Raw genomic sequence first — 21,447 nt, forward strand, 5'->3', positions numbered from 1 at the left:
TCGATCGCGGGCTTGGGTGCATTCGCGGCGACGCTTCTTCTAGTGGTCTGCAACAAAGCGGAGAGCCGCTTCCAACCCGATCCCGGATATAAAGGCGGAGGCCTCTAGAAAGGCGGCTTTCGGGAAATGGTCCCGTCCCGCTCGCCCGAAGCTTGCCATTCGTTCGGTTCCCACGGACGGCTGCGCAGGGGCCGATTGCAAACTGTCCGATCTAGGGGCGTCCAACATAGATAGCGGACAGTCGGGCCGGCATTTTCAATAGCCCTGCGAGAGGGCTTACTCGGCGAGATTAACGCGATCTCGACCGTTGGCCTTTGCCCTATAGAGGGCATGATCGGCACGCTCGATCAAAGACGGGAGGCCTTCATCCTCCCGCGCAATCGCGACGCCAAAACTGGCGGTCGGGCGGGCCTCCCCCGCTACGGTGTCGAATGCGATTTGTTTAAAAGCGGTTCTTACCTCTTCCGCCAATTGGTAGGCAGAGGCGCGCGCGTTTGAAGGCAACATGACCGCGAATTCTTCACCACCAAGACGCGCCATGATCGCATCGCCGGGCGCCCTCTGCTTGAGAACCTCAGAAAACCTCTGGATGATCATGTCGCCACCGCTATGGCCGAACAGATCATTGATCGATTTGAAGTGGTCAAGATCCGCGAGGATCATGGCAGGCGGATTGCCGGCCGTTCGCTTCGCCAATGCCCCTAGTGCGCGCGGTTCGAAGCCGCGGCGATTGAACAATCCGGATAGGGTGTCGATCAGCGCATCAGTCTTGATTTCATCCATCACATCGCCTGCAATTACCGCAAACGCACCAACCGCAGTCATCGCGCAGATAAGAGCGTCAGAAATCGACACGACAAGCCAGTAGGAACTTTCGAACCGCTCGCCTGAGGCTCCCGATGCGATCAGGAAGAGCGGGCGAAGAAGATAGCCTGCGCAAGATACGAGCAACAACCCGAGTAGCACCTGCTCGACCGGCGAGCGGCGTGGCGCCTTGGCGACATCCAACACCATCAGGAGGCTGAGCAGGGCCAGCCCAGAATTGAAAATGATGACGCGGGCGAGCAGGTTCGGTTCGATGAATTGATAATAGTAGAGCGGTCCAAGCGTGATCGCAGCGATAGCAAGGAGAGCGCCGTAGCGAGGCTGTTGTAAGCGCCGATTGGACAAGCCAACAGAGAACATCATTATCGCGAGCAGGAGGAAGATGTTCGCCGAATATCGAAGAACCGGATTGTCAAGGGAGAAGGCAAAGTAGAAAATAGCGAAGCACAGCGACCGACCGGCATAGGATAGGCCGAGTACCCCTATATAATTTCGGGTAGGGTTGTTTCGCCATATCGTTAGCAGCGCGATACAGAATATCGCGGCCATGCTGGTGTTCAGCAAACCTATGACATTGTAATAGTTCATATATCCAATTAGCTGTGAAAATCGGGACCGGCTCGCATGAGCGTATAGGTTGTCTTATTCGCGGTAAAGGTGCATTGAAGATAATTGCAGATCGAGCGACCGCTTCGGAACTGATCGAGTGCAGCACCGAACGACCGATCTGGGGACGCGTTGCGGTCGACGTGGGGCGGCTCGTTGAATGGCCGCTTGCTCAACTTCAGGGTCCAGAATCCGTCTGGCAGGAATCCACCCCATCCCGGATATAAAGGCGGAGGCCTTTAGAAAGGCGGCTTTCGGGAAATGGTCCCGTCCCGCCTCATCCTTCCTTCAGCAGCGCCAGCAATTCCTGGCCCGCCTTGCCGAGCGGGTTCTGCTTCAGCCAGCGGAAGTAGAGCGGCAGCTTCAAGCCGTTGGCGACATTGGAAAAGGGCAGGATGCGGACGCTGCCCTCGCGCGCCAGCGGCGTCGCGACGGAGATCGGCAGGTTGCCCCAGCCAAGACCCGCCTTCACCATGTTGACGGCGGTGGCGAGGCTGTTGGTGCGCCAGTAGGAACCGGCGATCAGCTGGCGGAAGTCGGAGATCGGCAGGTCGGCGCTGGCGATGACGATCTGCCGGTGGTGAAAGAGATCGTCCAGCTTCAGTTCGCTCGCCAGCAGCAGCTCCGAGCCGTGATGGGCGGAGATGACGGCGACCAGGGTCTCGGTGCCGACGAAGTGGAAATCCTCCTGCAGACTGGTCTCCAGCCCGCCATAGGCGACGCAGAGATCGACCCGGCCGGTGCGCAACAGGCGGAGGATGTCGTCCTGCGGCTGCGTCGTCACCTCGATCGCCAGCAGCGGATGGCGGGCGGAGACGGCGGAGATGGCGTGCATCAGCCGCGCGTTGTCGATGTCGGCGGCGACGCCGATCGACAGGCGGGTCTCGAGCCCTTCGGAGAGCTCCGCCGCATGCGCCGTCAGTTGCTGGAGCTGCTCGGATATCACGCGCGCATGCGGCAGCAGCGCCAGGGCCGCCGCGGTCGGCCGAACCTGGCGCGATTCCCGCACGAACAGCGCATAGCCGAGCTCGGCCTCGAGATTGCTGATCGCCATGCTGATCGCCGAGGGCACCCGATGCAGGGCGCGCGCCGCGGCGGAAAACGAGCCGTGGTCGATCACGGCCAGGAAGAGCTCGATGCTGTCGCTGGAAAAGATCATGCTCTATGAGCTATCAGTGAAATTGACAGATATCAACTTTTCCTGTCTCCGCCCTTGCTGCTAGAGCAGCGCCAGACATGGGCCGACCGGCCCTTTCCAAAGAGGTGTTTGGTGCAAGGCGTTCTTCGCAGAGTGGTTTACGTATCCGTTTTCGAGATTACGGGAACCCTCATCTCGGCCTATATGCTGGCCTATCTTTCCGGTTCCGAGGCGTCGCATACGGGTCCGCTGGCGATCATGATCTCGACGACCGCGGTGACGGTGAACCTGATCTACAACTGGCTGTTCGAGCGCTGGGAGGCGAAGCAGTCCGCCCGCTCGCGTTCGCTCGCGCGGCGGATCCTGCATGCCGTCGGCTTCCAGGCGACGCTGGTGCTGTTCCTGATCCCGCTGATCGCGTGGTGGATGGAGATCTCGCTGATCCAGGCGCTGCTGCTCGACGCCGTGCTGATCGTCTTCTTCCCGATCTACATGTTCGTCTTCAACTGGGCGTTCGACGGGATCTTCGGCCTGCCGGATTCGGTGACCAAGGGCAGCTTCGAGGAAGAGGCGGCCGCCTGAGGGCGGAAGTTGCTCGGTACGGTCGCGGGTTTCTTGCGCGGGTTTCCTGCGACCGAACCGCAAGTCACCCGGCATCTCCGCATGGCGGATCCGCCGGCAGGCGAGGCGCCTCAGCCGTAGACGGCGGCGCGGATCGCGTCCGGGTAGGGGCCGTTGACGCCGGCCACGGCGGTGTTCGAGAACGACACCACCGACAGCTTGCGGACGGGATCGACGAACCAGGAATGGCCGTAGACGCCGCCCCATTGCCAGGTTCCCGGCGAGAAGGGCGAGGCGCCGGCGCCAGGATCATAGGTGATTGACCAGCCGAGGCTGAAGCCGCGCCCGGGCACGGTCGTATCGAAGTTGCCGATGGCGTTCCTGGCGAGCAGCTCGAGGCTCGCGGCCGAGAGCACCGGCGCGCCGCCGCGGCGCATCGCTTCCAGGAAGGCCAGGATGTCGCCGGCCGTGCCGAACATGCCGGCGCCGCCCGACGGGAACGAGCCGGGATCGAAGTTGCGATCCGGCGCGAAGGTCAGCAATCCGGCCTTGCCCTGTACCGGCTGGTGCGCCGCCATCGGCGTCGGGCGCGGATCGCCATCGGCATAGGCGGTGGCGAGGCGGTCGCGGTCGGTCGGCAGGAAGGCGGTATCGGCGAGGCCGAGCGGCACGGTCACCCGGCGGGCGACGATTTCCGGCAGGCTCAGGCCGGTGGCCTTTTCGAGCACGGCGCCGAGCACGTCGATGCCGACGGAATAGGCCCAGGACGTGCCGGGCGCGAAGGCGAGCGGCTGGGCCGCGATCTTCGCCAGATTTTCCGCCATGCCGCGCCCGGGCTGGTCGAGCCCCTCCGAGATGCCGGCCGACTTGTCATAGCCGTAGATCAGGCCGCTGGTATGGGTCAGCAGGTGGCGGAGGGTGATGACCGGCTCGCTGCCATCGGCGAGCTTCGGCCGGAACTCCGGCAGGAAGCGGGTGACCGGATCATCGAGGCTGATGACGCCGGCTTCCGCCAGCGAGAGTGCTGCCACGGCGACGAGCGGCTTGGTGACGGAGGCGAGCCGGAAGATCGTGTTTTCCGCGATGCGGCGTCCGGCCTCGCGGTCGGCATAGCCGGCGGCGCGCCGATAGACGGTCTCGCCTTCTTCCGCCACCAGCACGACAGCGCCAACGATCACCTCGTTGCGGATCGCCTCGTCGATGACGGCGTCGAGCCGGGCGGCCCGCTTGTCGCGGCTGGCGGTGGGGGAGGCGTCGGCGACGGTCATCGGGAACTCCGGGCGAGAAGCGGGCGACAGAATGAATCAGGAAGGATGCTTCCCGCAACCCTTGCCGGCATGAAAACGACGGTCGGTCGCGCGCACGAAAAAGCCCCCGGGCCGGGTGGCGCGGGGGCTCGCGAAGCGGCGGAGGCCGCCGTCGATCAGAATCTGTAGTTCAGGCCGATCTTGGCCGTCTGCAGCGTGAGATCGCGGCTGAACTGGCCGGCCGGCGCGTTGACGCCGAAGTCGATGCTGTAGTCCTTCGAGCCGAGATCGGCATAGAGATATTCGAGCTTGGCCGAGAGCTTGTCGGTGATCGCATATTCGAGGCCGGCGCCGACGGTCCAGCCGGTGAAGACGTCGCTCTGGCTGTAGCTGCCGTAGAGGTTCGGCGACGCGGTGTCGAAGGCGAAGCTGTATTCGGTGTGCGCCCAGGCGAAGCCGCCCGTGACATAGGGCAGGAAGCGGTCGGCGGCATAGCCGAGGCGGGCGCGGACGGTGCCAAGCGCGTCGATCTTCGTCTCTGCATTGTAGCGATAGTAGTCGTCTTCCGGGTCGCCCGTCAGGCCGCTGGCGCTGTCCTTCAGGTCGGCGATGGCCGCATCGGCCTCGACGCCGAGCACGATCTGGTTGGAGAACTGGTGGTTGTAGCCGAGCTGGAGGCCGCCGAAGAAGCCGTCCGGCTTGTTGCCGCCATCGTTGACGAGCGCGCTGAAATCGTCGCCGGAGCGCAGCTGGTTGTCGAGTTCGGCCCATCCATAGCCGGCGTGCACGCCGGCATAGAAGCCGGTCCAGTTGAAGGCCGGCGCGGGAGTCTCGACGACGACCTGCTCCTCGAAAGTGAGGTCGGCGGCCTGTGCGGTCGAGGCGAGACCGCTGGCGAGCAGGAAGGCGATTCCGATAGTCTGCTTGATCATTTTGTTCCCCAGATAATACGGGAAACTTACTGACTCCGTGTCTCGCTGTCTGTTGCATCGCCGCAACAGCTTCCTGCGTCCTGAAGGGCGAGGCGGGGGTGAAAATGAAAAAAAAAGCCCCGCGCGGGAGCGCGGAGCCTTCGTCGCTCGGATCTTGAAGGGGATCCTAGAACTTGTAGTTCAGGCCGAACTTCACCGTCTGCAACGACGAGAGGTCGGCCGGGACCGGGACGTTAACGTCGAAGGGGCGCGGGTACAGGTCCTTCGAGCCGAGATCGGCATAAAGATACTCAAGCTTAGCGGAGATGTTGCTGGTCACGGCGTATTCGAGGCCCGCGCCAACAGTCCAGCCGGTGAAGACTTTGCTGTCGGTGAAGCTGAAGTTCGGAATAGCGTCGCCTCCCACGGTCACGCCGGTCCTTGCATTAGCCCAGGCAAAGCCGCCCGTGACGTAGGGCAGGACGCGGTCGATGGCATAGCCGGCGCGGCCGCGAACCGTGCCGAGCGCGGAGATCTTGGCGTCGGTGCCGAATGCGAAGTCTGAATCGCCCTGCTTTCCGTCGTCCTTGAGATCGGCGAACGCGGCGTCGGCCTCGATGCCGAGCACGACATTGTTGCTGAGCTGGTAGTTGTAGCCGACCTGGCCGCCGCCAAAGAAGCCGTCCGGCCTGCCGCCGACGCCCAAGTTCTCGGAGTAAAAGGTGTCGAGGTCTGCCCAGCCATAGCCGGCATGCACGCCGGCATAGAAGCCGGTCCAGCTGAATGCCGGGGCGACGACGACCGTCTCCTCGACGACCGTGAGATCGGCGGCGTGAGCCGCGGTTGTGCCGAGCACGGTGGCAACGGCGATTCCGAGAGCCTGTCTAATCATGATGTTCCCCTTAGTATATGGGGAGGTTACTCTGCGCCGGACCGTGCCGTCCGTGGCGGGCTCGCAACAGTGCAGCTTATTGATGCTTCTGGTTGTGTCGCTCGGCTGCTGAAGACCGGCAGCCCCGGTGCCGACGCGGCGCGGCCGGAGCCGCATCGCGTCGGCGTCAGGACAGGGCTCAGAACTTGTAGTTCAGGCCGAACTTGACCGTCTGCATGGTGACGTCGGCCGGGATCGAGGGGATGAACTCGTCCAGCTGGAAATCCTTCGAGCCGAGATCGGCATACAGATACTCGACCTTGGCCGTCACATTGTTGGTGATGGCATATTCGAGGCCAGCGCCGAGCGTCCAGCCGGTGAAGGTCTGCTTGTCGGAGACATGGATCCCCGGGAGTCCCGACGGCTCGATGCCGAACTCGTAGCTGGTGCGGGCCCAGGCGAGACCACCCGTCACATAGGGCAGGAAGCGGTCGGCGGCGTAGCCGAGGCGACCACGAACGGTGCCGAACGCGTCGATCTTCGAGCCCTGCGAAAGGGTGGCCCGGTTCACGCCGTCCGTGAAAACCATCTCGCCGACACCATCGAGATCGGCGATCGACGCGTCGATCTCGAAGCCGGCGACGAGGTTGTTGTCGAACTGGTAGTTGTAGCCCACCTGGGCGCCGCCGAAGATGCCGTCCGGATCCCGATTGAGGTTGCCGAAGAGGACGTTCATGTCGTTGAGGGGCGAGTTGAAATCGCCCCAGCCGTAGCCGGCGTGCACGCCGGCATAGATGCCGGTCCAGCTATAGGCCGGCGCCGCGATCGGCTCGACCGGCGCCACGGTCAGATCGGCTGCCTGGGCCAGGCCGGCCATGCCGAACGTGGCCGCGACGGTGAGGCCGAGAATATGTCGGTTCATGTGATTCCCCTTGAAAAATAAGCGCTTAGCGGTTGCCGCCGGCAGCGTCCATGCGCATTCCGTGCGCCGAAGCGAACCTCGGGCGAGACGGACGGACCGCGGTCGCTGAGCTGCCGTAGCGGCGGGCTCGCGTTCTCGGCGGTCGTGCTGGACGAGGCGCGTCCGGCGAACGAAAAGTCACGCCGGCGCGCCGCGACTATGTTGTGGAAGGCGGGCTCAGAACTTGTAGTTGAGCCCGAGGCGGACTGTGTCGAACGAGAGGTCGGCGCGGTTCGGCGAGCCAATGTCGAAGGTCCGCGACCCCAGATCGGCGTGGAGATATTCGATCCTGGCGGTGAGGTTGTTGGTGACGGCGTATTCGAGGCCGGCGCCGAGCGTCCAGCCGGTGAAAGTCTGCTTGTCGGTCGCGCTCGCATCGCGGAAGACGGTGCCGCCAACGGTCAAGGTCTGCCGGAAGCTCATCTCCGCATCGGCCCAGGCGAGGCCGCCGGTGACATAGGGCAGCACCCGGCCGGCGGCATAACCGACCCGGCCGCGGACGGTGCCGAAATTGTCTATCCGCGTGCGGTAGCCAAACTCGACCCGGCCGTCCTCGTCGCCAAAGCCCTGGTCGATGGCATCGTCGCGATGGAGGAAGGAAAGGTCCGCTTCGATACCGAGCACGAGGCGGTTGTCGAACTGGTAGTTGAAGCCGGCCTGGCCGCCGCCGAAGAAGCCGTCGAGATCGACACCGCCATAGACATCGGTCGGCTCGGACGTGAAGTCGCTCCAGGCGTGACCGGCATGGGCGCCGAAATACAGGCCGGTCCAGCTGAAGCTCGGGACGGTCTCAGCCTGAGGCGCCGCCGTCGTCGTCAGGTCCGCCGCCTGTGCCGCGCCGCCAAGCCCGAGGGAAAGCGCGACAACCAACGTCGACATCTTCATAGGGATCTCCACCATGCTGGCCATATCATCAGGCAGCATAATGATTATCTTCCATAACGGAATATGAATGCGAGTGGATCGAGTTGTGAATCAGGTCTTACTGCAGCGTATTGTTGCCGATTTGCCCGAATGATCTGATTCTATATTGAATTGACTGAGATTATTGCGTCGAAAGCGATTTGAAAATCGATGCAATATAGGCCGGAGTTTGATCTATCAGTGATCGAGAGCGGCGGCGCGCAGCGGCTTGACCGCCTCGAACGAGACGGCGCTCTGCGGCTTCAGCGGCGGGGCCGTCTCGAACAGCTTTTCCAGCGCGATCAGTCGCTCGGTGGTGCGGGCCGATAGCGACAGCGGTCGCTGGTCGGCGCCATCGGCGCTGGCGATCGCCGGGGCCGGGCGGTCGCCGTCGGAGGCCGGTTCGTCGATATAGGGGATCGGCTTCAGGTCGATGCCGTTATGGGCATAGGTCATGACCCGGTTCCAGGTCTGCGCCGGCAGCGAGCCGCCCGTCATCTTGTTGGTCGAGGTGAAGTCGTCATTGCCGAACCAGACGCCGCCGACATAATTGCCGGTGAAGCCCATGAACCAGGCGTCGCGATAGGCGTTGGTGGTGCCGGTCTTGCCGGCGGTCTTGATGCCCTGCAGCTTGGCGGCGCGGCCGGTGCCGCGCTCCGGCACCTGGCCGAGCATGTAGTTCATGGCGCCGACCGTCTTCTCGTCGAGGATCCGCTCCGGCGGGCCGACATCGCGCTTGCGGTCGAAGATCACCTTGCCCTGGCTGTTGACGATCTGGGTGAAGGCATAGGGCGTCGCCCTGAAGCCGCCATTGGCGAAGACGGCATAGGCGCCGGTCATGTCGACGACGCGCACATCGGTGGCGCCGAGCGGCAGCGACTTCGAATTGATGATGTTGGTGGTGATGCCCATCTTGTGGGCGAGCTCGATGATCGTCGGGCGTCCGACGGCGCCGGCGAGCCGCACGGCGACCGTGTTGAGCGAGCGGGTCAGCGCCGTGGTCAGCTGGATCGAGCCCATGTAGCGGCCGCCATAGTTCTTCGGCGACCAGTTGCCGATCGAGATCGGCGCGTCCTGGACGATGCTCTTCGGCGTGTAGCCGTGCTGGATCGCCGCCGTATAGACGAAAGGCTTGAACGACGAGCCGGGCTGGCGCAGCGCGTCGGTGGCGCGGTTGAACTGGCTCTCGCCATAGTCGCGACCGCCGACCAGGGCGCGCACGGCGCCGTCCGGCTCGGCGACGACCATCGCCGCCTGGCTGACGCGGTAACGCTCGCCGGAATCGCGCAGCGCGTTCTCGACCGCGTCGTCGGCCGCCTTCTCGATGTTCATGTCGATGGTGGAGCGGACGACCAGACTGCGGTCGCCGTCGGGAACCTGCTTCTTGACCTCCTCGAAGGCCCAGTCGAGGAAATAGTCCGGCGAGGTGTCGGCGGCCCGGCGCACGACGTCGGCGGGCTTGCGCCGCGCGCCCATCACCTGACCCTCGGTCATGAAGCCGGCCTGCACCATGTTGGTGAGCACGTCGTTGGCGCGGGCGCGCGCCGCCGGCAGGTTGACATGGGGAGCCCAGCGCGAGGGCGCCTTGTAGAGCCCGGCCAGCATCGCCGCCTCGGCCAGGTTGATGTCGGTGACCTTCTTGCCGAAATAGAAATCGGCCGCCGCCGCCGCGCCGGAATTGCCGCCGCCCATATAGGCGCGGTCGAGATAGAGCTGCAGGATGTCGTGCTTGGAGAGGTTGCTCTCCAGATAGAGGGCCAGGAAGGCTTCCTTGATCTTGCGGTCGAGCGAGCGTTCGTTGGTCAGGAACAGGTTCTTGGCGAGCTGCTGGGTGATCGACGAGCCGCCCTGGCGCACGGCGTCGTTGCGCAAATTTTCCACCAGCGCGCGGGCGGTGCCGATGATGTCGATGCCGAAATGGCTGTAGAAGCGCCGGTCCTCGGTGGCGAGCGTCGCCTTGATCAGGCTGTCCGGCATCGCCTCGAGCGGCACGGCGTCGGAATGGCGGGCGCCGCGCTTGCCGATCTCGGCGCCGTAGCGGTCGAGGAAGGTGACGGAATAGTCCGATTGCGCCAGCCAGTCCTGCTTGGTGGCTTCGAAGGCGGGCAGCGCCAGCGTCAGCATCACAAGGCCGCCACCGACGCCGATGGTCAGGCCGTCGCTCAGAAGCTCGACCGGCGCGCGGCGCCAGCCGGTCATGCGGAAGCGGCGGGTGAAGCGCGACAGCGCCTCGGCGCCTTCCTTGAGCGCGGTCCAGATCCGGAACAGGGCGTTGTCGATAAAGGCGTCGATCTCGATCAGCCGGATCCGCTCTTTCGGCGCCGCCGGCTTCGCCCCATTCGGCGCGGGCGGGGTCGCGTTCCGGCGCAAGCCGGCGCCGAGCGCGCCGAACCAATCCGAAATGCGATCCCGTAGCTTGCGCAAGGCCTGTTCCCTTGAGGGTCGAATGGTTCTAAAAAGCGGTTTGAAACATCGCGTTCGGCAGCCTTTGCGCTGGCCGGAATGCCCGGTGCAGGGACCGCCTCGAAGATAGCCGGTTCTCGCCGATCGACAGAGGATACGCAATCTCCATGCCCTTGCAAGGAAAGGACGCGCGCCAGGCCGCGCCCTCCGCGCAACAGGATGCCGCGCCGACGACTGGCGCTTTGCCGGTCCCGCAGGACGCCGATACGCTGCCGTTCTGGAAGCGGCTGACGCTCGAGGAAATGAACTCCGAGCAGTGGGAATCGCTCTGTGACGGCTGCGCGCGCTGCTGTCTGAACAAGCTCGAGGACTGGGACACCGGCGAGATCGTCTGGACGGCGATCGCCTGCGAGCTGCTCGACGACGACACCTGCCGCTGCAAGGATTACCCGAACCGGCATGATTTCGTGCCCGACTGCATCCCGCTCGATCCGGCGACGGTGCGCACGCTGACCTGGCTGCCGCCGACCTGCGGCTATCGCCTGATCGCCGAGGGCCACGACCTCTATTGGTGGCACCCGCTCGTCTCCGGCGACCCGGAAACCGTGCATGAGGCCGGCATCTCGACCTCGGGCCGCACCGTGAGCGAGAGCGATATCCCGGTGGAGGAATACGAGGACTACATCATCGCCTGGCCGGGCGAATTGGTGGAGCCAGAACCGCCGAAGGGGTAGGGGTCCGTACTCTCACGCTGCCTTCGCGAGAATGCCGGCGGCGGGTCTACGCTACCGTTCGAAACCGCTGCCTGTACTCCCTTGGCGTCACGCCGCGCTGGGCCCTGAACTGGCGGTTGAAATTGGCGAGCGTGTCGTAGCCGACATCGGAAGCGATCGCCGCGATCGGCCTGTCGCCGCCGGAGAGCAGGGCGCAGGCGGCGCCGATGCGCAGTTTCGCGACGTAAGTCGTGACGCTCTGGCCGGTATGGCGCAGGAACAGCCGATGCAGGCCGGACGGGCTGAGCGCCGCGATGTCGGCGAGGCTGTCGATCGTCAGGCGTTCGCCATAGCGCCGGTGGACATGGTCGAGGACGCGGTCGATGCGGCCGCGATCCGCCGGCTTGTCGGGCGAGGCCGGCACGGCGAGCGGCGAGGCGAGCGGTTTCGCCGCGCCGTCGCGCGCCAGCAGCGCCAGGATGCGCAGCAGCTGGATCAGCCGCTCGTCGGGCGGCAGCGTGAACAAGGTCTCGATCAGCGGCCGGGCGTCGGCGGCAAAGTCGGCGGAGAAGTGAAGACCGTTGGCGGCGCGCGACAGCATCTGGGCGACCGGGCGAAGCTCGGTGAAGACGCCGCCGAGCGGCGCCGTCCATTGCGGCAGGAACCACATCACGAGCGCGACATGCGGGCCCGCCTCGTCGATCTTCGCGGCCGAGCACCAGCTATGCGGCAGGTTCGGTCCGACCAGCACGAGGTCGCCGTCCTCGTAGCCGCCGATATGATCGCCGATGAAGCGCTGGCCGCGCGAGTTCAGCGTCAGGGTCAGCTCGAATTCGGGATGGTGATGCCACTGGAACGGGATCTCGCCGTCGAGGCGGCGGTTCAGCGTCGCCCAGGAGGCATCGTCCGGCAGCGCCAGTCGTTCGAGAAACGGCCTCATCTGGATCCATCCTGACCATCAACGCCAGAATAGTATCAATCATTGCCGGGATCGGCCAACATGGCTTCCGGCATCGTCGCTAGTCTTTCCCTACGGCATCCGCGAGGGATGCGACAGGAGAGGGAGCGAGACGATGATGTCCATGGCCGCCAATGCCGGCGCGAAGCGCGACAGCCACCCGACGACGCATCAGGAGACGCAGCTGAAGGACATCGTGAAGACGCTGCCGCTGCGCGTCCTCTCCGAGGCGGACTGGCAGCACTGGGTGACGCGCGGCTACGTCATCGTCCGCCAGGCCGTGCCGAAGGAGAATGTCGAGCGGCTGGTCGATCTTCTCTGGCAGTTCGACGAGAAGGATCCCGCCGATCCCTCGACCTGGTACGCGCCGCAGCGCCGCGATCACCTGATGAAGGAGCTGAACGGCACCGGCATGCTGGAGATCTACAATCACCAGTATCTCTGGGACAATCGCCAGCTGCAGCGAGTTTACGACGCCTTCGTCGATATCTGGGACCGCAGGGATCTCTGGGTGACGATCGACCGTGCCAATCTGAACCCGCCGAAGAAGGTCAAGGGCAACAACGCGAACGGCTTCATCCATTGGGATGCAGACACCTCGCTTGTTCCGCCGCCGATCGGCGTGCAGGGCGTGCTGAGCCTGAAGAAGCAGGACGGCGACGTCGGCGGCTTCCAGTGCATTCCGGAGCTGTTCGCTGGCTTCGACGACTGGGTGAAGACGCAGCCGGCCGACCGCGACCCGATGCATCCGGACACGGCCGGGCTCAAGATCACCAATATCGACATGGAAGCGGGCGATCTCCTGATCTTCAATTCGCTGCTCGCCCATGGCGTCCGACCGAACCATTCCGACGGCCGGGTCCGCATGGCGCAATACATCTCCATGCATCCGGCCGAGGAGGCGAACCTCGCCGAGCGGACCGAGCGCATCCGCCTCTGGCGCGAGCTCGATCACCCGAAGCGCGAGGCCTTCCCGGGCGATCCGCGCGAGTGGGAGAAGGCCAATGCCGAGACGGCGAAGCTGACGGAGCTCGGCGAAAGGCTGCTGGGCCTGAAGAGCTGGCGCGAGTAGAGGCACGGCGCGACGAGAGCGGCCCGGATCCCGGGCCGCGCCTCGGCAGCCGGAGGTTCGCCGGGGCCTATCCGGCGGCGGCGTAGGACGCGCGCAGCCGGGCGATATCCTGCCTCGGTGGCGCGCGATGGATGCGGGCGTAGTCGCGCGAGAATTGCGACGGGCTGTCATAGCCGACCGCGAAGCCGGCCTCCGCCGCCGTCATGCCGTCGAGGATCATCAGACGGCGCGCTTCCTGCAGCCGGATGTGATTGCGGAACTGCAGCGGCGTCATCGATGTCACGGCGCGGAAATGCGCGTGGAAGGCTGAAAGGCTCATGCCGGCGATGGCGGCGAGGTCCTCGACCGAGAAGACCTCGCGATAGGACGCGCGGATGAAGCGGACCGCCCGGTCGATCTGGCCCAGCCGGCCTTCCCCGGCGGCGATCTGGCGCAGCAGCGGCCCCTGTGCCCCGGCCAGCAGGCGGTGAAGGATCTCCTGCTCGACGAGCGGCGCCAGATGTTCCGTATCCTGTCCGGGCTCCAGCAGGGCGAGAAGGCGCACGGCCGCATCGAACATCTCGGACGTCGCCGCACTGTTGCCCAAGGCTTCCGCAGGCGGGGATGGTGGTTCGTCCGGCCAGGAGGCCAGGACGTGGCCGAGCACGGTTCGATCGAATTCCAGCCGCAGGCAAAGGAAGGGCTCCGCCTCGCTTGCCGAAACCACCGCCCCCATCACCGGCAGCTCGATGCCGACGACCAGCAGGCTGGCCTCGTCGTAGACGATGGCACGGCCGCCGATCGTCACCTGCTTCCGTCCCTGGGCGACGAGGCAGAGCGAGGGTGGATAGAGGGTGTGGATCGGCTCAGTCGGCGATGAGGATCGGACAAGGCCTATCCGCGGCAAGGCCGTCTCGAAGATGCCGTCCGCCGGCGCCCAACGGGCAATGCTGTCGCTCAAATCCTGACGGTTTCGCATGGCTCCATCAGCCATGCGCCGATCGGGAATGCAAGGCTGGCTCGAGAGCTTTGCAGGATCGTGCAAGAAAGCAGGGCTTCCGTTCTACCGCTCCGGCAACGGGGCGAGCGATTGTCCGGCTCCCAACTCCAAGGAGCTCCCCATGACTGGAATGGAAAACAAGGTCGTCCTGATCACCGGCGCCAGCAGCGGCATCGGCGCCGCGCTGACGCGGAAGCTGGCGGGATCGGGCGCGCGGCTTCTGATCGGCGCCCGCCGGACGGATCGCATCGAGGCGCTGGCGGCGGAGTTGCGCGACGCGGGCGGTACGGTGGAATCCCGCACGCTGGACGTGACGAGCCGTGACAGCATGAACGCCTTCGCCACGGCGGCGCTCGACAGCTTCGGCCGGATCGACGTCATCATCAACAATGCCGGCGTGATGCCGCTGTCGCCGATGGCCGCGCTCAAGATCGACGAGTGGGACCGGATGATCGACGTCAACATTCGTGGCGTGCTGCATGGCATCGCCGCCGTGCTGCCGGCGATGAGCCGGCAGGGCGAAGGCCAGATCATCAATGTCTCGTCGATCGGCGGGCTCGCCGTTTCGCCGACGGCGGCGGTCTATTGCGCCACCAAAAACGCGGTTCGGGCGATTTCCGACGGCCTCCGTCAGGAAAACGACAGCATCCGCGTGACCTGCGTCTATCCGGGCGTCGTGGAATCGGAGCTGGCCGGCACGATCACCGATCCGGTCGCGGCCGAGGCCATGGTCGCGTATCGCAGCATCGCTCTCAAGCCCGAGGCGATCGCCGCTGCCATCGCGCATGTGATCGCCCAGCCGGCGGACGTCGACACCAGCGAGATCGTCGTTCGCCCCGCCCAAAGCCGCCAGTAAGGGAAACCGCGGCCTTCACGCGTCCGTGATCGTCGCGCCCCCTTAACATCGGCGCGCCGCCACCCATCTCTCGAAGACCCTTCCCAGGGGTATCCGTTGCATCGCTGATGCGATCGACGGCCACGGTGCCGGTCCCGGCGCGGTGGCCTGCTGCGGATCTCGATTTCGGCCGGATGCGCGTGCCGCCCAAGGGCACGCCGCCGGCCTCCTCATCGAAGGACGAGACAATGGCAAAAGACATCAATGCGGCCGCTTCGGGCCAGTTTCTGATCGGCGGCGACCTGGCCGTCAACCGGCTCGGCTTCGGCGCCATGCGGATCACTGGCCCCGGCATCTGGGGCGATCCGAAGGACATCGCCGAGGCCAGGCGCACGTTGAAGCGTGTGCCTGAACTCGGCATCGACCTGATCGACACGGCCGACAGCTACGGCCCCTTCGTCAGCGAGGACCTGATCGCCGATGCCCTCTATCCCTACAAGGGCCTTGTCATCGCCACCAAGGGTGGCCTGACCCGGCATGGCCCGGATATCTGGCGGGTCGTCGGCCGGCCGGAATATCTGCGCCAGGCCGTGCTGATGAGCCTGCGCCGGCTGAAGATCGACCGCATCGATCTCTGGCAGTTGCACCGGATCGATTCCCGCGTCCCCCGCGAAGAGCAGTTCCAGGTCATCGCCGAGATGCAGAAGGAGGGCTTGATCCGCCATGTCGGCCTGTCGGAGGTGTCCGTCGAGGAGATCAAGGCGGCGCAGAAGTTCTTCCCGGTGACGACCGTGCAAAACCAGTACAACCTCGTCGATCGCAAGAGCGAGGCGGTGCTCGACTTCGCCGAGGCCAACCAGATCGGCTTCATTCCCTGGGCGCCGCTCGCCTCGGGCGATCTCGCCCGGCCGGGTTCGGCGCTGACCAAGATCGCCGGCAAGCTCGGCGCGACGCCGAGCCAGGTGGCGCTCGCCTGGCTGCTGAAGCGCTCGAAGGTGATGCTGCCGATCCCCGGCACCGGCAGTGTCCGGCATCTGGAGGAGAACACGGCCGCCGCGTCGATCCAGCTCTCCGACACGGATTTCGCCGATCTCGACGCGGAAGCCCGCCGCGCGGCGTAGCATTGTCAGGATACCCGCCGGCCATGGCGGTTGTCGTGGCCGGCGGATTGTTCTCATCGCATGGCGCCGGCCCCAATCTCCCCCTCGCCGTCATCCCGGGCTTGTCCCGGGATCCTTACAGCCGGCTTGCCGGCCGTGCGAACCTCCCCTCGGCTGCATGAAGCCCCGTCGGCGCAGGGATGACGGCGGAGGGTGGGGCTCAGTCCAGCAGACTGAGCGCCACGATCTCGTCGGAAACCCGCGGCGTCAGGATCGAATTGGCGGCGACGGTGAAGACGACATTTTGCCTGCCTTGTTGTCGTAGACCGCCGGCATCGCGACCGCTGGCGCCTCGACCCGCGACTTCCACAGCACGTCACCCGCCTTTGGGTCGATCGCGCGGACGCCCGTATCCACCGAAACGATCAGGCCGGCGAAGGCGGTCAGCGCCATGATCCAGGCGCCGAGCGATCGGACGTTCCGGGTGGCATGGGTTGGGTCGACGGTCTCGATGTGGCTCGACCCCATGCGAGGCTCGGCCACAAGTGGCTCGCCGGCCGTCCCCTTATGGTTCACATTGATGGGATCGCCCGTCGCGCCGGGCGATCCGTCCGACCGTCGAAGGAAGCACGTCATGGATTATGTCCGTCTCGGCCGCACTGGCCTCGAAGTCTCCCGCCTTTGCCTCGGCTGCATGAGCTATGGCGATCCGGCCCGTGGCAACCATGCCTGGACGTTGCCCGAGGATGAGAGCCGGCCTTTCATCCGCAAGGCGCTCGATCTCGGCATCAACTTCTTCGACACGGCGAACGTCTATTCGGATGGCACCAGCGAGGAGATCGTCGGCCGGGCGCTGAAAGATTACGCCCGCCGCGAGGAGGTGGTGATCGCCACGAAGGTGCATGGCCGCATGCGCCCCGGCCCGAACGGCGCCGGCCTGTCGCGAAAGGCCATCCTGCAGGAGATCGACGCCAGCCTGACCCGGCTCGGCACCGACTATGTCGATCTCTACCAGATCCATCGCTTCGACTATCAGACGCCGATCGAGGAGACGCTCGAGGCGCTCGACGAGGTCGTGAAATCGGGCAAGGCGCGCTATATCGGCGCCTCGTCGATGCATGCCTGGCAGTTCGCCAAGATGCTGGGCGCGCAGGAGCGGCTGGGCCTTGCCCGCTTCGTCTCGATGCAGAACTACGTTAATTTGCTCTATCGCGAGGAGGAGCGCGAGATGCTGCCGCTCTGCGCGGACGAGGGCATCGGCGTGATCCCGTGGAGTCCGCTGGCGCGCGGCCGGCTGACGCGCGACTGGGACGAGAAGACGGCGCGCGCCGAGACGGACGAATTCGGCAAGGGCCTCTATGCCCGCACCGCCGATGCCGACCGGCAGGTGGTCGAGGCGGTCGCCCATGTCGCCGCCCAGCGCGGCCTGCCGCGCGCGCAGATCGCGCTCGCCTGGGTGCTGTCGAAATCGGGGATCACCGCGCCGATCGTCGGCGCCACCAAGCCGCATCACCTCGACGACGCGGCGGCGGCGCTCACGGTCCGGCTCGACGATTTCGAGATCGCCGCGCTGGAGGCCGCCTACGTGCCGCACGCGGTGGCCGGCTTCATGTGAGGCGGCGGCTCACTGCTGGTCGAACCAGGATTTCCATTCCGGCACCGCCTTGGCATAGGTGCCGCGATGGGTGGTCGGGCCGGTCGAGATCGCGGTGACCGCGGGGTTGCCGGCGCCCATTGCGCGCTGGTAGGTCATCGCCATCTGGCCGACGCCGGTGGTGATGGCCTCGTCCGCATCGCCATAATAGTTGCGGACGGGCGACTTTATGATCCAGCGATAGGCCTGCGCCTCACGCAGCAGCCTGCCATAGGCCGATCCGGCGAAGAACTGCGGATCGAAATAGTCGGCCCGGACCAGCTTGCGCAGATCGGACGGGATGTCCGCAGCGTCGAAAGGCTCGCGCTCATACGCTTTGCGCGCGACGTCGTAATAGGCGTCGTTCAGGACGGAGCGGGCGAGGCCCGGCACGCCATAGTAGTTCTCATAGGCGAAGGACGACAGGATCACGATGCTGTTGAGCCAGTCGGCATCGATGGGGCGCGGAAAGTTCAGGAAGCCGTTCATCAGCGCGAACACGTCGAGCGGCGCGCTGGCCGTGGCGGCGGCGGCGACCCGGACGCCGGCGCTTTCCAGCTTCTCAAGGCATGCCATGGTGACGAAGCCGCCTTGCGACCAGCCGCCAAGGACGAGCTTGTCGGTGGTGATGCCCATCGCGCCGAGCACGTCGCCCGAGGCGCGGATCATGTCGTGGCAGGCCTGCTGGTGGCTGCCCTTTACCATGTAGCCCTCGGGCTCGGACGAAATGCCCATGCCGAAATAGTCGGCTCCGATGACGACATAGCCCTGGCCGGCGAACTGCGCCAGCATCAGTTGGGTCTCGGGTGACTGCTCTGGAAACGAAGGAACCTGTTGCCGTTCGTAGACCGTGCCGTGCTGGTAGGAGAGAACGGGGAAGGATTCCGCCCCCGTGTCCGGGATCGCCAGAAGACCCGATGCGCGGATCGGCTTATTGCCGCGTTCCGGCACGACGGAATCGTAGCTTAACCGATAGAGCGTCACGGCGTTCCTTGCGGGCGTATAGGCCACGTCGATGCCGGCAAATTTCGGAAAATTAGTCGTGAGGATCCGGTTCAGCCTGTCGGCGTCCCAGTGGCCGATGCGCTCGTAGCGGACGCCAGAATTCACGGCGGCAGCCGGACCGGCCGGCTCGGACGGCGCGATCGGCGCTTCGCCCGACGACGCCGCCATGGCAGCGAGAGGCGCCGCGAGACAAGCGCCCAGAAGCGCGAGGGTACAGATGATCTTCGACATGAAAGCTCCCGGCGACGGGCGTTTCTCCTGCACCGGCGCCGGTCGCCCGCCTCGGGCATAGTCCCATTGCGTAAAGATCCCGTTGCAGGGGGCGGCAACGCCCCGCTTTACCGCGAGCCGCAATGGCGCGAGGATCTGGGCAGATCCTCGATTTCTGAACCGTCGCAGGCCCGGATCCGCGCCCGCTCTATCAGGACGTGCTGGTGGCGCTCGACCGAGGGCGTGGCATCAACGACGGCCAGCCGAGCCAGTGGGCGCAGGTGTTTGACCGGCAGCGGTGCCGCCTTCATCGCCTTTCTCGGCGCGCGCGACGAGGAAGTCGGACGCCGCCTCGCCAGGGCGCTTTCTCGCGATGGTGGCGGCCCGGTCCGCTCGCTGCGCCGCGATGTCCACGCCGAGGAGGCGAGCTGCCGGCTGCACGGCGAAGGCTGGTGCCTGTCGCGACGGCAGCCGGCAACAGGATCAGGCGACGGCGCATGACGGATTAGGCCGGGCCCCAGAGGATGCCAGAGACTGTTGTCGGCATTGCGTCTGGAGCCGGAGGCAGAGCTGTGCTCTGATCGACGGCATCGGCACGGACGGGCGCCCGCATGACGAACTACTGGACCTCGGCAGGGATCGGGATTGCCTTTGCGGCGGCGGCGCTGGCGATCGTCTTCGGCAGCTATTTTCTCGCCCGTCGGCTGCTCAGCAATGGCGAGGACGGCGATCGGACGCCAGAGGCGGCCGCCTCGATCGCGGTCCGCATCGCCGCGCTGCACGGCCTGATCCTGGCGCTGGTCTATGCGCAGGAGCTCGACGACTACAAGGGCATCCGCAATGTGCTGACGCAGGAGGCGACGGCGATCTCTGACGTCTATCACGATGTCGGCCGCTATGGCGGCCCGATCGTCGCCCCGGTGCAGGCGACGCTGGCAAGCTATCTCGATACAGTTGTGAACGAGGAGTGGGACCAGCTGGCGCGGGGAGAAGGTCTGTCGGCGCAGGCTTGGATCGACTGGGACAATGTCTACCAGAAGCTGCTCGACCTGACGCCGACGAGCGATCGCGAGCGCTACCTGGCCGGGCGGATGCGCGACCGAATTACCGCCGTCGCCGGCTTTCGCCAGCTGCGCGAGGCGACGGCGGTCGGTCGCTTCAGCGGCCTGTTCTGGGCGCCGGCCCTGATCGGGCTCGCGCTGCTGGCCGTGCCTTTCTATGTCTATCGCCCGAGCCGCAGCAATCTGATCTTGCTGTCGATCTTCGCGCTCTATTCCGGCGTCATCCTGTTCTTCATCTACGCCTTCGCCAATCCCTTCGCCCAGCCCGGAAAGCTGCAGCCGGTGCCTTTCCAGCATCTCCTGCGCGGCGACATCGGCAAGAGCCTGCCGAACGGTTGACGGTCGCCCGTGCCTTGCCCGCCCCTACCTTGCCGTCCAGCCGCCGTCGACGAGGATCGTCTGCCCGGTGATCATCGAAGCGGCGTCGGAGGCGAGGAAGACGATGACGCCGGAGACCTCCTTCGGCTCGCCGATCCGGTGCAGCGCGGCGATGCGCTCCAGCACGTCGGCGTGGAACTTGGGATCGGAAAGTGCCTCGGCGGTGCCGTCAGTGCGGATGAAGGTCGGCGCGACACAGTTGACGCGGACATTGTGTCGGCCCCATTCGACCGCGAAGCATTTCGTCATGTGGCCGACGGCCGCCTTGCTCAGGCAGTAGATCGCCTCGCCGGGCAGGGCGATCGAGCCGGCCTGCGAGCCCATGTTGACGATGGCGCCGGATTTTCGTGCGATCATGTGGCGGCCGACATACTGGCTCAGGAAGAAGGTCGACTTCACGTTCAGGTTGATCGTGAAGTCGAACTCGTCTTCCGGATAGTCCTCGACAGGGCCCTCGGTGCCGCCGCCGACATTGTTGACCAGGATGTCGAGATGGCCGAATTCGGCGATCGCTCTGTCCACGGCGGCATAGGCCTGCTTCAAATCGAGGACATCCATCTGCAGCGGCAGGGCGCGGCGGCCCATCGCCTCGATTTCCTGAACCAGGCCGGCATCGGCGGTCGCATCGCGCAGGCCGAGCGCCACGTCGGCGCCGGCCGCCGCGAGCGCCAGCGCCGTGGCGCGTCCCAGTCCACGCGCCGCGCCGGTGACCAGGGCCTTGCGGCCGGCGAGGCTGAAATTCGGCAGGTCGCTCATCGGTTTCCCCTCCCAAGGAATGGATGTCTTGCGGGAGGATAGAGCAGGGCGGGAAGCTTGTCTGGCGCTGTTGCACGCCATGGCCATCCGATCGAAGCCGTCCGCAACCCTCGGCATGGCGGTGGACCGGTTCGGATGATAGGAAAATAATCCTTGACAGCGTGACGCTGCTCCGGTAGGGTTCAGGCATCGTCGAAGAGTTGCGTTCGGCGGCGGGTTCGCCGCTCCGACGACTTCGCACCCAAGTTCATTCCACCCTCTGTCGTCATCCCGGGCTTGACCCGGGGCCCATGCAGCCGCGTTGCCGGCCGTGCGAACCTC

The 21,447-nt window shown here is 65.5% G+C and carries 21 protein-coding genes; 8 read left to right on the forward strand and 13 right to left on the reverse strand.

All coding sequences use genetic code 11. The features are described from left to right. Positions 1–276: 276 nt before the first annotated feature. A complete protein-coding gene (locus tag G342_RS0115650; RefSeq protein ID WP_018184104.1) occupies positions 277–1,413 on the reverse strand; it encodes a GGDEF domain-containing protein in 1,137 nt (378 codons plus the stop codon). Positions 1,414–1,708: 295 nt separating this feature from the next. Then, positions 1,709–2,590 carry a LysR family transcriptional regulator gene (locus tag G342_RS0115655; RefSeq protein WP_018184105.1) on the reverse strand — a complete coding sequence of 294 codons (882 nt, stop codon included), beginning with the start codon at positions 2,588–2,590 and terminating at the stop codon, positions 1,709–1,711. Between the two features lie 111 nt (positions 2,591–2,701). Between G342_RS0115655 and G342_RS0115660 the strand changes: the two genes are divergently transcribed. After that, positions 2,702–3,151 (forward strand): PACE efflux transporter, encoded by a 450-nt coding sequence (locus G342_RS0115660; RefSeq protein WP_026304490.1) that lies wholly within the window; start codon positions 2,702–2,704, stop codon positions 3,149–3,151. A 110-nt stretch (positions 3,152–3,261) separates the two neighbouring features. Here the strand turns inward: G342_RS0115660 and G342_RS0115665 are convergent, their stop codons facing one another. The 6 genes from G342_RS0115665 to G342_RS0115690 form a co-directional block, all read right to left on the reverse strand. After that, the gene (locus G342_RS0115665; RefSeq protein WP_018184107.1) at positions 3,262–4,398 is read right to left on the reverse strand and encodes a serine hydrolase domain-containing protein; all 1,137 of its coding nucleotides are present in this window, start codon (positions 4,396–4,398) and stop codon (positions 3,262–3,264) included. Positions 4,399–4,553: 155 nt separating this feature from the next. Beyond that, positions 4,554–5,309 carry an outer membrane protein gene (locus G342_RS0115670; RefSeq protein ID WP_018184108.1) on the reverse strand — a complete coding sequence of 252 codons (756 nt, stop codon included), beginning with the start codon at positions 5,307–5,309 and terminating at the stop codon, positions 4,554–4,556. A gap of 166 nt (positions 5,310–5,475) precedes the next feature. After that, a complete protein-coding gene (locus G342_RS0115675) occupies positions 5,476–6,180 on the reverse strand; it encodes an outer membrane protein (RefSeq protein ID WP_018184109.1) in 705 nt (234 codons plus the stop codon). A 178-nt stretch (positions 6,181–6,358) separates the two neighbouring features. After that, positions 6,359–7,081 (reverse strand): outer membrane protein, encoded by a 723-nt coding sequence (locus G342_RS0115680; protein ID WP_018184110.1) that lies wholly within the window; start codon positions 7,079–7,081, stop codon positions 6,359–6,361. A gap of 216 nt (positions 7,082–7,297) precedes the next feature. Further along, the gene (locus tag G342_RS0115685) at positions 7,298–7,999 is read right to left on the reverse strand and encodes an outer membrane protein (RefSeq protein ID WP_245557286.1); all 702 of its coding nucleotides are present in this window, start codon (positions 7,997–7,999) and stop codon (positions 7,298–7,300) included. Between the two features lie 222 nt (positions 8,000–8,221). Beyond that, entirely contained in the window at positions 8,222–10,447 is a 2,226-nt protein-coding gene (locus G342_RS0115690) for a transglycosylase domain-containing protein (protein ID WP_018184112.1), read from the reverse strand. A 146-nt stretch (positions 10,448–10,593) separates the two neighbouring features. Between G342_RS0115690 and G342_RS0115695 the strand changes: the two genes are divergently transcribed. Then, on the forward strand, positions 10,594–11,160 hold the full coding sequence (locus tag G342_RS0115695; protein WP_018184113.1) for a YcgN family cysteine cluster protein: 567 nt from the start codon (positions 10,594–10,596) through the stop codon (positions 11,158–11,160). A gap of 46 nt (positions 11,161–11,206) precedes the next feature. Here the strand turns inward: G342_RS0115695 and G342_RS0115700 are convergent, their stop codons facing one another. Further along, on the reverse strand, positions 11,207–12,079 hold the full coding sequence (locus tag G342_RS0115700; protein ID WP_018184114.1) for a helix-turn-helix domain-containing protein: 873 nt from the start codon (positions 12,077–12,079) through the stop codon (positions 11,207–11,209). A gap of 133 nt (positions 12,080–12,212) precedes the next feature. On the opposite strand from G342_RS0115700, the gene G342_RS0115705 reads away from it, so the two are divergent. Then, the gene (locus tag G342_RS0115705; RefSeq protein ID WP_018184115.1) at positions 12,213–13,169 is read left to right on the forward strand and encodes a phytanoyl-CoA dioxygenase family protein; all 957 of its coding nucleotides are present in this window, start codon (positions 12,213–12,215) and stop codon (positions 13,167–13,169) included. A gap of 67 nt (positions 13,170–13,236) precedes the next feature. On the opposite strand, the gene G342_RS0115710 is transcribed toward G342_RS0115705, so the two are convergent. Continuing rightward, positions 13,237–14,142: an AraC family transcriptional regulator gene (locus G342_RS0115710; protein ID WP_245557287.1), complete on the reverse strand. Its 906-nt coding sequence runs from the start codon at positions 14,140–14,142 to the stop codon at positions 13,237–13,239. Positions 14,143–14,269: 127 nt separating this feature from the next. Here G342_RS0115710 and G342_RS0115715 point away from each other — a divergent pair, with 127 nt between their 5' ends. Then, a complete protein-coding gene (locus tag G342_RS0115715) occupies positions 14,270–15,004 on the forward strand; it encodes an SDR family oxidoreductase (RefSeq protein WP_026304495.1) in 735 nt (244 codons plus the stop codon). 227 nt (positions 15,005–15,231) lie between these two features. Then, on the forward strand, positions 15,232–16,104 hold the full coding sequence (locus G342_RS0115720) for an aldo/keto reductase (protein ID WP_026304496.1): 873 nt from the start codon (positions 15,232–15,234) through the stop codon (positions 16,102–16,104). A 246-nt stretch (positions 16,105–16,350) separates the two neighbouring features. On the opposite strand, the gene G342_RS0115725 is transcribed toward G342_RS0115720, so the two are convergent. Beyond that, complete coding sequence (locus G342_RS0115725; protein ID WP_156830977.1) at positions 16,351–16,536, reverse strand: hypothetical protein; 186 nt, start codon at positions 16,534–16,536, stop codon at positions 16,351–16,353. Positions 16,537–16,717: 181 nt separating this feature from the next. On the opposite strand from G342_RS0115725, the gene G342_RS0115730 reads away from it, so the two are divergent. Continuing rightward, entirely contained in the window at positions 16,718–17,698 is a 981-nt protein-coding gene (locus tag G342_RS0115730) for an aldo/keto reductase (protein WP_018184120.1), read from the forward strand. Positions 17,699–17,707: 9 nt separating this feature from the next. On the opposite strand, the gene G342_RS0115735 is transcribed toward G342_RS0115730, so the two are convergent. Further along, positions 17,708–18,952, reverse strand: a complete 1,245-nt coding sequence (locus tag G342_RS0115735; protein ID WP_018184121.1) for an alpha/beta hydrolase family protein — start codon at positions 18,950–18,952, stop codon at positions 17,708–17,710. 264 nt (positions 18,953–19,216) lie between these two features. On the opposite strand from G342_RS0115735, the gene G342_RS0115740 reads away from it, so the two are divergent. Further along, positions 19,217–19,432, forward strand: coding sequence for a hypothetical protein (locus G342_RS0115740; RefSeq protein WP_018184122.1), 216 nt, complete (start codon positions 19,217–19,219; stop codon positions 19,430–19,432). Positions 19,433–19,542: 110 nt separating this feature from the next. Then, positions 19,543–20,331 carry a bestrophin-like domain gene (locus G342_RS0115745; RefSeq protein WP_018184123.1) on the forward strand — a complete coding sequence of 263 codons (789 nt, stop codon included), beginning with the start codon at positions 19,543–19,545 and terminating at the stop codon, positions 20,329–20,331. A 24-nt stretch (positions 20,332–20,355) separates the two neighbouring features. Here G342_RS0115745 and G342_RS0115750 read toward each other — a convergent pair whose 3' ends face one another. After that, a complete protein-coding gene (locus G342_RS0115750) occupies positions 20,356–21,126 on the reverse strand; it encodes an SDR family NAD(P)-dependent oxidoreductase (RefSeq protein ID WP_018184124.1) in 771 nt (256 codons plus the stop codon). Positions 21,127–21,447: the final 321 nt, after the last annotated feature.

This window comes from Kaistia granuli DSM 23481, assembly GCF_000380505.1.
GTDB classification, from domain to species: Bacteria; Pseudomonadota; Alphaproteobacteria; order Rhizobiales; family Kaistiaceae; genus Kaistia; species Kaistia granuli.